Origin of the sequence: Spirillospora sp. NPDC046719, from assembly GCF_040645715.1 — a bacterium.
GTDB lineage: Bacteria > Actinomycetota > Actinomycetes > Streptosporangiales > Streptosporangiaceae > Spirillospora.
On the sequence record NZ_JBEYYT010000323.1, the window covers coordinates 1 to 11,189 of the forward strand.

The 11,189-nt window shown below is 74.2% G+C and carries 10 protein-coding genes and 1 pseudogene; 5 read left to right on the forward strand and 6 right to left on the reverse strand.

Annotated features, from left to right (window positions below):
* From ABZ914_RS37040 to ABZ914_RS37050, 3 genes and pseudogenes are all read right to left on the reverse strand, one after another.
* Positions 1-546 (reverse strand): acetate--CoA ligase family protein (locus tag ABZ914_RS37040; RefSeq protein WP_500199024.1); only part of this gene is annotated, 546 nt, incomplete at its 3' end.
* 106 nt (positions 547-652) lie between these two features.
* Positions 653-1,996: pseudogene (locus ABZ914_RS37045) on the reverse strand (acetate--CoA ligase family protein); the annotation flags it as partial.
* 1 nt (position 1,997) lies between these two features.
* Positions 1,998-3,167 carry an acyl-CoA dehydrogenase family protein gene (locus tag ABZ914_RS37050; RefSeq protein ID WP_500199010.1) on the reverse strand — a complete coding sequence of 390 codons (1,170 nt, stop codon included), beginning with the start codon at positions 3,165-3,167 and terminating at the stop codon, positions 1,998-2,000.
* Between the two features lie 152 nt (positions 3,168-3,319).
* On the opposite strand from ABZ914_RS37050, the gene ABZ914_RS37055 reads away from it, so the two are divergent.
* The gene (locus tag ABZ914_RS37055; RefSeq protein ID WP_190862562.1) at positions 3,320-3,937 is read left to right on the forward strand and encodes a TetR/AcrR family transcriptional regulator; all 618 of its coding nucleotides are present in this window, start codon (positions 3,320-3,322) and stop codon (positions 3,935-3,937) included.
* Between the two features lie 249 nt (positions 3,938-4,186).
* Positions 4,187-4,591 carry a hypothetical protein gene (locus ABZ914_RS37060; protein WP_500199012.1) on the forward strand — a complete coding sequence of 135 codons (405 nt, stop codon included), beginning with the start codon at positions 4,187-4,189 and terminating at the stop codon, positions 4,589-4,591.
* On the opposite strand, the gene ABZ914_RS37065 is transcribed toward ABZ914_RS37060, so the two are convergent.
* Positions 4,566-5,678: a winged helix-turn-helix domain-containing protein gene (locus ABZ914_RS37065; RefSeq protein ID WP_500199014.1), complete on the reverse strand. Its 1,113-nt coding sequence runs from the start codon at positions 5,676-5,678 to the stop codon at positions 4,566-4,568. The genes ABZ914_RS37060 and ABZ914_RS37065 overlap by 26 nt on opposite strands.
* 60 nt (positions 5,679-5,738) lie before the next feature.
* Between ABZ914_RS37065 and ABZ914_RS37070 the strand changes: the two genes are divergently transcribed.
* Together ABZ914_RS37070 and ABZ914_RS37075 are read left to right on the forward strand one after the other, a co-directional pair.
* Complete coding sequence (locus ABZ914_RS37070) at positions 5,739-6,983, forward strand: MFS transporter (RefSeq protein ID WP_500199015.1); 1,245 nt, start codon at positions 5,739-5,741, stop codon at positions 6,981-6,983.
* 29 nt (positions 6,984-7,012) lie between these two features.
* The gene (locus ABZ914_RS37075) at positions 7,013-7,933 is read left to right on the forward strand and encodes an NADP-dependent oxidoreductase (RefSeq protein ID WP_500199017.1); all 921 of its coding nucleotides are present in this window, start codon (positions 7,013-7,015) and stop codon (positions 7,931-7,933) included.
* Between the two features lie 42 nt (positions 7,934-7,975).
* On the opposite strand, the gene ABZ914_RS37080 is transcribed toward ABZ914_RS37075, so the two are convergent.
* The gene (locus tag ABZ914_RS37080) at positions 7,976-9,241 is read right to left on the reverse strand and encodes an extracellular catalytic domain type 1 short-chain-length polyhydroxyalkanoate depolymerase (RefSeq protein ID WP_500199018.1); all 1,266 of its coding nucleotides are present in this window, start codon (positions 9,239-9,241) and stop codon (positions 7,976-7,978) included.
* 175 nt (positions 9,242-9,416) lie between these two features.
* Here ABZ914_RS37080 and ABZ914_RS37085 point away from each other — a divergent pair, with 175 nt between their 5' ends.
* A complete protein-coding gene (locus ABZ914_RS37085) occupies positions 9,417-10,091 on the forward strand; it encodes a phosphatase PAP2 family protein (protein ID WP_500199021.1) in 675 nt (224 codons plus the stop codon).
* A gap of 74 nt (positions 10,092-10,165) precedes the next feature.
* On the opposite strand, the gene ABZ914_RS37090 is transcribed toward ABZ914_RS37085, so the two are convergent.
* Positions 10,166-11,189, reverse strand: a 1,024-nt coding sequence (locus ABZ914_RS37090) for an ABC transporter permease (RefSeq protein WP_500199022.1), incomplete at its 5' end; no start/stop codon positions are given.

Here is an 11,189-nt window from a genome sequence, read left to right on the forward strand (position 1 = left end):
GGCGACGACGCCGGCGACGGCGTCGAGGTCGGCGGGCTTCGTGCCGCGCGCGCCGTCGAGCAGCGCGGCGCCGCGCAGCTCGCCGAGCGCCTCCCGGACGTCCCGCGCGTCCACCGGCAGCAGGCGCAGCGCGGAGTCGCGCAGCGCCTCCACCCACACGCCGCCGAGGCCGACCGCGAGGGTGAGGCCCCAGGCCGGGTCGCGGACGATCCCGGCGAGCAGTTCCACGCCGCCGGGCCGCTGCGGCTGGACGAGCGCGCCGGCGCCGTCGCGGCCGGCGAGCGCGGCCATCACCTCGCGGTACGCGGCGCGGACGGCGTCCGGCCCGGCGAGGCCGAGGCGGACGCCGCCGATGTCGCTCTTGTGCGCGAGGCCGTCCGCCGCGGCCTTGAGGACGACCGGGTAGCCGAACCGGTCCGCCGCCGCGACCGCCGCGTCCTCTCCATCGACCAGTTCGGACGGCACCACGGGCAGCCCCGCGCCGGCGAGGAGGGCCGCGGCGCGGTGCTCGGCCCACACGCCGGTCGGGCCGGCGGCGCCGTCCACAGCGACGGGTTCGCCGGCCTCGGTGCGTCGCGCGAGCGCGCTCCCGTCCGGCCGACCAGCGGACGGCCGCGCCGATCGCCTGCATGCCGTGCTCGATCCCGCCGACGACGTGCGGGAACCCGGTCCTCTCCTGCACCGAGCGCCCGAACTCCGACACGTCGGTGAGCGTGTTCCCGACCACCACGACCGGACGCGGCGACGCGGCGATCCGCCGGGCGTGCGCCGCGAACGTCGCCATCGGCACCGACGGATCGGGCGGAGCGAACCGGGGCAGGTCGGTCAGCAGCATCACCGCGTCGATGCCGGGATCGGCGGCGACGACGTCCAGCGCGCGGCCGAGGAGCGTCCGGTCGATCAGCACGTACCCGGTGACGTCGAGGGGGTTCTGCACGGTCGCGAACGGCGGCAGGATCTCCGCGAGCGCCTCCACCGTCGAGGGCGCGAACGGGGGAAGGTCGAGGCCCTCGTCCTCGGCCCGGTCCGCGATGATCTCCGACGCGCCGCCGGACGGGGTGACCACCCCGATCCGGGGCCCCGGCAGCGGCCCGGCGGACGCGAGCAGCCCGGCGGTGACGATCAGGTCCTCCAGCGACCGGACCCGGACGACGCCGAGCCGCCGGAACGCCGCGCCCACCACCGCGTCGTCGCCGACGAGCGCGCCGGTGTGGGCCTGCGCGGTGCGCGACGCCAGCCGGCTGCGCCCGATCTTCAGCGCGACGACGGGCTTGCCCGCCTCCAGGGCCCGCCGCGCCGCGCGCGCGAACGCGTCCGGGTCCCGCACCGACTCCAGGAACAGCGCGATGACCCTCGTCGCGGGGTCGTCCACCAGGTAGTCGATCACGTCGGGGACGGTGACCAGCGACTCGTTGCCCATCGAGGTGAGCAGGCTGAGGCCGATGTTGCGGGCCTGCGCGAACGCCAGCACCGAACTGGCCAGCGCGCCGCTCTGCAGCACCACGCCCACCGGGCCGCGCAGCAGCGGCGGCGGGATCGGCAGGCCGTAGGGGGTGATGCCGGCGGCGGCGTTGATGTAGCCGTTGCCGTTCGGGCCGAGGACGGTCAGCCCCGCCTCCCGCGCGAACGCGACGACCTCCGCCTCCAGCCGCGCGCCGTCCTCGCCCGCCTCGCCGAACCCGGCGGTCAGCACGACGTAGTTCCGGATCCCGGCCGCGGCGCCGTCCCGCAGCACCGGGAGCACGGCGGGGGTCGGCACCATCACGTACGCCAGGTCGACCGGGCCGGGCAGCTCCGCCAGGCTCGGGTGCGCGGGGTGGCCGTGGACGAGCCCGCCGCGCGGGTTGACCAGGTGCACCGGCCCGCCGAACCCGTGCGCCCGCAGGTTCCCGAACGTGCTCGCCGACCAGCCGGACTTGTCGCTCGCGCCGACCAGCGCGATCGACCCCGGGTTGAACAGCGCGCGGACCCCCGCCCGCGGATCGCGAGAGCCCATCTCACTCCCCGAGGAGGCCGAGGCGGACGTGGCCCTTGAGCAGGTTGCGGGCGATGGTCCGGCGCTGGATCTCGTCGGTGCCCTCGAAGATCCGCAGCAGCCGCAGCTCCCGGTACCAGCGCTCGATCGGCAGCTCCTTGGTGTACCCCATGCCGCCGTGGATCTGGAGCACGCGGTCCACGACGCGGTTCGCCATCGTCGCGCCGTTCAGCTTGGCGATGGACGAGGCGTGCCGCGCGTCCAGGCCCTCCCGCACCCGCCACGCCGCGTACAGCGTCAGCCACTTCGCCGCCTCGATCTCCACCTGCGAGTCCGCGATCATCCATTGGATGGCCTGGTAGTCGGCGATGGGATGGCCCATGGACACGCGGACCTTGGCGTAGTCGACCGCCATCTGCAGCATCCGCTCCGCCGCGCCGATCGCCCGCGCCGGGATCATGTAGCGGCCCTGGCCGATCCACCGCATGGCCAGCTCGAAGCCCTTGCCGACCTCGCCGAGGACGTTGGCGCCGGGCACCCGGACGTCCTCGAACACCAGCGACGCCGGTCCCCACTCGCCCATGGTCGGGATCGGCTCGGACTTCCAGCCCATGTCCCGGTCGACGAGGAAGCAGGTCACGCCGCCGTCGGCGCCGAGGTCGGGGTCGGTGACGGCGAACACCATGACGAAGTCGGCCTCGTTGCCGCCGGTGATGAACGTCTTCTCGCCGTTGATGACCCAGTCGTCGCCGTCGCGTACGGCGCGGGTGCGGATGCCACGCGCGTCCGACCCGGCGCCCGGCTCGGTGATGGCGAAGCAGGACCGCCGCTCGCCCTCGATCGTCGGGATCAGGTAGGCGCGCTTCTGCGCCGCGTCGCAGGCGTACAGGATGTTGTCGGCGGTCCCGCCGAAGCTGAACGGGACGAACGTCCGGCCCGTCTCCATCGCGACGATGGCCGACATCAGCGGGCCGAGCGCGGCGCCGCCGTACTCCTCGGGCGTGTTGATCCCCCAGAACCCCGACCGGCGGGCCTTGTCGCGCAGGTCGCGCAGCACCCCGGGGTCGAGCCCGGGTCGCCCGGCGCGCTCGTTGCGCAGCACCTCGGGTTCGAGCGGCATGACCTCCTTCTCGACGAAGGAGCGGACGGTGTCGCGGATCTGACGTTCCTCGGCGCTCAGCGAGAAGTCCATGGACCGGTCCTCCGATCAATCCTAGAATCTATTTCTAGGAATCGGTTCTAGGCTGCGCACGGGGCGGTCCCGGCGTCAAGTCGTCCCGCGCGCTTTCTAGAATCTGTTTCAACGACGGCCGGACGGCGGCCGCCGCACCGGACGGGGGACCGATGGCCCGCAAGCCGAGCGGCAGGGGCGGATGGGAATGGAGCCGCACCGCCCAGACGCGCCGCACCATGCTCGAGGCCGCGCGCGAGGTGTTCTGCGCGCACGGGTTCGCCGACGCCGCGATCTCCGAGGTCGTCGAGCGTGCCGGGTCCAGCGTCGGCAGCCTCTACCACCACTTCGGCGGCAAGACCGAGCTGTTCCTCGCCCTGTGGGAGGAGCACGAGGGCGCGCACGAGAAGTCCGCGACCGCGAGCGTCGCCGAGGCCAAGGCCGCCGGCGTCGACGACCCGGTCGAGCTGTTCATCGCGGGCGCCCGCGCGTTCCTCGCCGGCTCGTGGGAGCGCCGCGACCTCGCCCGGCTGTTCATGGACGGCGACGGCCCGCCCGGCTTCGACCTGATGCGCCGCACCCGCCGCCGCGACTGGGTCCGGCAGAACGCCGTACTGCTCGCGCTCGGCGGCGAGCCCATCGACCGCCTCACCGTCGCCGTCCTCACCACCGTCATCGGCGAGGCCGGACGCGAGGTCGCCACCAGCGAGGACGAGGCCGAGGCCCAGGAGGTCATCGACGCGGCGATCGAGCTGATCCGCCGCTTCGACCGCGCCGCCGCGGCCACCTGACCACCGCCCGCCGATTACGGACATCTCTTTTCCGAGAAAAGCGAAGTCGTCTTTCCGGCGCCGTGGCGAACGCCTTGCGGTGCTTTTGCGGATCGTGTCGCGCGCCTTTATAGTCACCGATGTCGATCGCTCGTGACGAGTGGAAATCGCTGCCGGGTCCCCGTGGGCTCGCGTGAAGGTGAAGGCGGGAAATTCGTGAGGGTATTTCGTGGGGCCGTCCGGCGCGGGCGGTCCGGGGCCGGAGCTGCCATGGCCGCAGGTGCGGGCCTGGTCGCGACCATGACAGCGACCATGGGGGCCGCCTCGCCGATGGACGCGCCTTCCGTGCCGGCCGCCCCGGCCACCTTCCCGTCCGTCCCGGCGAAATATTACGGGAATGCGGGCGATATTCCGAAATGCCGCCCCGGTCATGTGTGCGCCACCGTCGCTTATGGCGGTAAATATCACGTCTTCGACTTCTACCGGTACGGCACCTACGGGCTGAGCAATTGGCATGGCCGGGGAAGGGTCGTCAACGAGCAGGCGGGCGGCGCCGCCGCCAGGGTCTACGACCGGTCCGGCGCCGAGACCGCGTGCGTCGCGGCGGGCACCGCGATCGCCGGCGCGGACTGGGACCGCGCCGGGAAGATCAAGCTGACGACGGCCCGCTGCTGACCCCCGCCGCCGCGTCGCGCCCGGTCGCCGCGTCGCGCCAGGTCGCGGAGGCGGGACGGGCCGCTGTGTCGGGCTGGGGCGCTGTGTCGGGCTGGGCCGCCGTGTCGGGCTGGGGCGCGTCGGGCTGGGCGGCGACGAGGGCCTCGCCCGCCTCCGTCCGGTAGTACAGGACCGAGCGCCCGGCGCGGCGCCGCTCGACGAGCCGCGCGTCCAGCAGGATCTTCAGATGCCGGCCGACCGAGCCGAGGCCCCGGCCCGTCAGCGCGACCAGTTGCGTGGTGCTCTTCGGCGAGTCCAGCAGGAGCAGGACGGACGCGCGCACCGGGCCGAGCAGCGCGCCCAGCGCGCCCGGCGACGGGACGGCGCCCGCGCCGGCCAGCACCCCCGAGCACGGATAGACGATGGCGTACCGGGACCGCGCCCGGTTCCAGGAGGACCAGGTTTCGCCGACCGTGACCGGCACGAACACCAGCCGTTCCCCCGACAGGGCGCGGGGCGGGTTGTCGTGGGCGTTGATCTGCAGCCGGTTCTCGCCGAGCCAGCGCAGGCCCGGGCGCATGTCGGCGAGCGCGGCGGTCCACCCGCCCCGGCTCAGGTGCGCGGCGCGGGCCACGATGTCGGCCTCGAAGATCCGGCGGCGCCGGGGCCAGTCCGGCGCGACCGTCTCCGTCCACACCCACGCGATCAGGTCGGCGGCGCGGTCCGGCAGGTCGTCGCGGTCGAGCGCGGCCGGGAGGCGGCCGCCCAGCGCCACGGTGAGGTCCTCGCGGGCGACGTCGGGCGGCGTGGACCGCATCCGCTCCAGCTCCGCGTCGAACGACGCCTCGGACCCGCCGGCCGGGGTGGTCGTGACGAAGTCGGCGTTCCACGTGGGGGCGAACAGGGCCCGGACGAGCAGCGCCGTGACGGGATCGGCGGCCGTCCGGGCGCGGTAGGCGGGCAGGTGGGCGTCCAGCCAGGCGCGCTCGGCCGGGTTCGCGGGCCGCTCCCAGCGCAGCGCCTTGAGGCAGGCGGTGGCCTCCGCGAGCGGCGAGACGGCGAACCGGCTCCCGGCGAGGGTGTCCGCGTTGATCTCCCACCAGCCCAATGGTTTCGCCTCCCCGCGAAAGAGTAACCGGCGCGGCGGAGCGCCCCGGAGACTCCGATCATGCGCACCTACCGGGAACTGTTCCGTACGCCCGAGTTCGCACCGCTGTTCCTGGCGTCGGCGGGCAACGTCGCGGCGCAGACGGTGAGCGGCCTCGCGCTCGGCACGCTCGTCTACGCCCGGACCGGCTCGCCGCTGCTGTCGTCGCTGGCGATGTTCGGCCCGGCGCTCGCCCAGCTGGCGGGCGCGCTGGCGCTGCTGTCGGCGGCCGACCGGCTGCCGCCGCGCGCCGCGCTCACCGGCCTGTCGCTGCTGTTCGCCGCCGGTACCGCCGTCCAGGCCGTCCCGGGGCTGCCCGTCTGGGGCGTGTTCGCGATCGTCCTCGTGCTCGGGGCGGCGAGCGCGGTCGGCGGCGGGGTGCGGTACGGCCTGCTGAACGAGATCCTCGACCGGGAGGGCTACGTGCTCGGCCGGTCGGTGCTCAACATGTCGGTCGGCCTGATGCAGATCGCGGGGTTCGCGGCCGGGGGCGTTATGGTGGCCGCGCTCTCGCCGCGCGGGACGCTGCTGGCCGGGGCGGCGCTGTACCTCGCCGCGGCGGCCGCCGGGCGGTTCGGGCTGAGCGCCCGCAGACCGCGCGCCACCGGGCGGGCGACCGCGGGCGAGACATGGCGCAACAACGTCCGGCTGTTCTCGTCGCCGCGGCGCCGGGCCGTCTACCTCGCGCTGTGGGTCCCGAACGGGCTGATCGTCGGCTGCGAGTCGCTGTTCGTCCCGTACGCGCCGGGGCACGCGGGGCTGCTGCTGGCGGCGGGCGCGGCCGGGATGCTCGCCGGGGACACGCTGGCCGGACGGTTCGTCCCGGCGGGCTGGCGCCGGCGCCTGGACGCGCCGATGCGGCTGGTGCTCGCCGCCCCCTACCTGGTCTTCGCGCTGCGCCCGCCGCTGCCCGTCGCGGTCGCCGCGATCACCGTGGCGAGCGTCGGGTACTGCGCGACCCTGCTGCTCCAGGAGCGGCTGCTGGAGCTGACCCCGGACGATCTGAGCGGCCACGCCCTCGGCCTGCACTCGTCCGGGATGCTCGGCATGCAGGGCATCGGCGCCACGCTCGCCGGCGGGGCCGCCCAGCTCACCTCGCCCGCGACGGGGATGGCGCTGATGGCGGCGGCGTCGGTCGCGGTGACGGTGGCCCTGGCGCCCGCGCTGCGGGCGCGCCCCGCGCCGCCTTCCGGTGAGGCGTCGGGCGACGCGTCGGGCGAGGCGCCCGGTGAGGCGTCCGGTGAGGCGAGTGCGCAGCGGGTTTAGCGGACGGGACCGGAGGCAGGCTGAGGGGCATGCGTGCCGTCACCTACGACTCCTATGCCTCCGACAACTCCCGCCTCACCGTCGGCGAGGCCCCCGATCCCAAACTCGGCCCGAGCGAGGTGCTGATCGAGGTGCGGGCGGCGGGCGTCAACCCGGTCGACTGGAAGGTCATGGCCGGCGGCCTCGACGGGATGATGGACGCCGTGTTCCCGGTGATCCCCGGCTGGGACGTCGCCGGGGTCGTCCGGAGGCTCGGGCCGGACACCCCGGAGTTCGCGCCGGGCGACGAGGTCATGGCCTACGCCCGCAAGAACGTCGTGCACGCCGGGACGTTCGCGCAGTACGTCGCGGTTCCGGCCGTGCACTGCGCGCGGAGGCCCGCCGCGCTCGGCTGGGAACAGGCGGGCGGGCTGCCGCTCGCCGGGATGACCGCGCAGCGCGCGCTCGACCGGCTGGAGGTCGGCAAGGGCGACGTGCTGCTGGTGCACGCGGCGTCCGGGGGAGTGGGGAGCCTCGCGGTGCAGATCGGCGTCGACCGGGGCGCCCGCGTCATCGGCACCGCGTCCGAGGCGAACCACGACTACCTGCGCGAGCTCGGCGCCGAACCGGTCTCCTACGGGGACGGGCTGGTGGAGCGGATCCGCGACCTCGCGCCGGACGGCGTCACGGCGGTCGCCGACTTCGTGGGCGGGCAGCTCGACGTAACGCTCGCCGTCCTCGCCGAGGGCGGGCGGCACGTGTCCGTCGCCGACAGCGGCGTGGAGCAGCACGGCGGCCACTGGATCTGGGTGCGTCCGGACGGCGCCAAGCTCGCCGACCTCGCCGCCATGGCCGACCGCGGCGCGCTGCGCGTCGACGTCGCCGGGACGTTCTCCCTCGACGAGGTCGGCGCCGCGTTCGACGAGAGCCGCGGCGGCCACACGCGCGGGAAGCTCGTCATCACGCCGTGACCGGGACGGGCCGGGCCGCCAGCGGCGGCCCGGCCTCCCGCGTCAGCAGCCGGAATCGGCGATGACGTAGTAGTTCGCGGACGTCTCCTTCAGCGTGTGCGTCACGAACACGTTGTAGAGGCCCATGTTCTGGTTCGAGCCGTTCGCGTACGTGTAGCCGCCGCTGGTGTGCGCCCGTCCGGCCACGACCTGCGCGTAGTTCGTCGCGGTGAAGCACTGGGGCGTCCCGCCGCCCGGGTCACCGGGACCGCCCGGGTCGCCGGGATCGGTCCCGGTCGAGCCGTCGAGGCCCCAGAACTTCGCCGTGTACGACGTGGAGCAGATGGTGTCGAGGAAGTACGCGCCCGTGCTGCCGCACTGGTCGGCGCCCGACCCCGGGTCGACGGCGAGGCCGTGGCCCATCCCGGAGATGGAGTACACCTCGACGGCCGGTTTCCCGTTCGCGTCGTTGTAGACGCTCTGCGTCGTGCCGCCCGGCAGGCTCTGCGTGCTCGACGGCGTCTGCGAGATGCCCCAGACGTTCGTCCACTGGTCGCGCAGTTCCGTGGCGTTCACCGGATAGACCGTGTAGTCGGAGGTGCCCTGCCAGACGGCGACGCGCGGCCACGGGCCGGTGTATCCGGGATAGGAGTTCCGGACCTTGTCGCCCCACTGCGCGGGCGTCAGGTTCTGGTTGTTCATCTGGCAGCCGGAGGCGGCGACGAGGCTGGTCGCGCACTGCGCGGGGAGGCCCGAGTCGACCGCGCCGCCGGCGAACACGTCCGGGTAGGCGGCGAGCAGGTCCGCCGTCATCCCGCCGCCCGCGGACAGGCCGGTCACGAACACCCGGTGCGGGTCGGAGCCGTGCCGCTGCTCGGCGTTGGACACCATCTGGACGATCGACGCCGCCTCGGTGCCGCCGCGCGCGCCCTTCGCGGGATCGAACCACTGGAAGCACTTCTGGCTGTTGTTGGACGTGGTGGTCTGCGGGAACACCACGGCGAACTTCCACAGGTCGGCGTACTTGGGCCAGCCGGAATGGTTGTAGTAGTCGTCGGCGCTCTGCGTGCAGCCGTGCAGGGCCACCACGAGCGGGGCGCCGGACGGCAGCCCGGCCGGCACGTACTCGTACATCTGCAGGTTCCCGGGATTCGACCCGAAGCCGGTGACCTGCTGGTAGGTGCCGCTGTCGGCGTGAGCGGGTGCGGCGGTGGCGGCCAGCCCGGCCACGCCGGCCATGCCGGACGCGGCGGCGAGGAGCGTGAAGGCGGCGGACGACGCGAGCCGTCTCGTGAGGCGCCGCAGGGCGCGCGGGGATCGTCGATGCATGAAGGGCTCTCCCGGATCGGTGGAACGGGGTGGGGATCGGGAAGGAGGGGCGCCCATCCGGAAGTCAAACCGATCCGGGCCGGCCGGGAAATGTGCCAGGCGCCCATGCCTGCCCGTCCCGGTTATGGCTCCGTACCCCATGCGTCACGGGATGTGAGCGGGGAAGACCGTCCGTATGCGCCGACGGTCGTGGGGCTGGTACGTCCTGGCCGTCGCGGTCATGGCGGGCGTCACGGCGGACGTGCTCGCGGACGGCCCGCTCCGCCGCCTCGACTGGAGGGTCCACACCTTCTGCGACGCGAACGTCCGGGGCGGGTGGATGTCGGCGGTCCACGTGTTCACCCAGCTCGGGCAGCGGGGCGTCATCGCGGGGTTCGTCCTCGTCCCGCTGGCGGTCCTCGGGGCGGTCCGGACGCGGTCGCTGCGTCCCGTGCTGGTGCCGATCGCTGTGGTGCTCCTGCTGTCGCTGCTCCAGGAGGGCGCGAAGTCGGTGATCCCGCGGACGTACCCGTCCAGCGGCACCGACGTGCTGTGGCAGCACGGCGACGCGTACCCGTCGGGGCACACGCTGAACGGGTTCCTGCTCGTCTGGGTCGGGATCGAGCTGCTGGTCGTCGTGGTCCCGGTCCTCGACCGGTGGGTGACGGCGCGCGGCAGGCGCGACTTCGCGCTGGTCACCGGGTTCCTGACTGGGGCGGCGCTGACCGCCGCCGACGAGCACTGGCTGACCGACGTGCTGTTCAGCCTCGCGCTCGGGCCGGTGCTGCTGGCCGGGCTGGTGGCGGCGGAGCCGTTCACCCGCCCGCTGTGGCCGGGTGAGCCGGTCCGCGGCCGCTACCCGCGGATATAGCGGATCCCGCTGTGACGTCGGCGAGTCGCCGTCATGAGGCCGCTCACGACGGCGACTCGCCGCACGTCAACGGGTCACTCGGTGCGCAGGGCGGTGGCGGTGCGGGCCTTCGCGGCCCAGCCCGCCGGGAGGAGCGCGCCCAGGACCGCGATGGCGATGCCGCCGAGCGCGAGCGGGACCAGCAGCGGGACGCGGTAGACCGCGACCATGTGCGCGGTCAGCCCGGTGCCCGCCGCGTCCCCCATCAGCGGCATCACCAGGTGGTGCAGGGCGACGCCCACCGGCAGGCCCGCGAGCCCGCCGACCGCGCCCAGGCCCGCGACGGAGGCGAGCACCATCGCGACGGTCTGCCGCGGCGACATCCCGATCGCCTTGCAGACGCCGAGGTCGTGCACGCGCTCCCGGGTGTCCAGGACGACCGCGTTGAGCACGCCGAGCCCCGCGACGGTGACCAGCATCAGCGTGAGCAGCCCCGCCAGCGAGTCCAGCACGACGATCACGCTGCTGACGTCGTCGGCGGCCGCCGTCCCCTGCGCCCCGAGCGGCTTGAGCGCCCGGTTCAGCCCGCTGAGGTAGGACGCCGTCGAGACCCCCGGTTTCAGCCGGACGAGGTACTCGTCGGCCGCGTCCCGGCCCTCGACCCCGGCGAACGAGGAGGCGGCGGCGTGCACGCGCATCCCGTTGTTCTGCAGGTCGAACGCCTCGCCCACGATCCGCAGGCGCACCGCGGCGCCCCGGTCCAGCACGGTGATCGTGTCGCCGACGCGGTGGCCGGTCACGTCGAGGAAGTGCGTCGGCACCACGGCCTGGCCGGGGCCGGTGATCCAGTGCCCGGCGATGATCTCGTACGCCGCCGCCCGGAGATCGTCCTGGTAGAGCCGCAACTCGACCGCTCCGACGACGCCCGCCACGGTCGCCTGCGCCCCGCGCACTCCGTAGAACGACGCCGTGCCGGGCTGGGCGGAGATCGCGGCCCCCACCTTCGCACCGTCCAGCGAAGGCGGCCCCTCCCCGGGGCCCTGCGCCTGGGCGCACGCGATGCTGCTGTCGGTGATCGCCCGTCCGGGCAACGCGTTCCAGGCGATGAAGCGGCTGCTG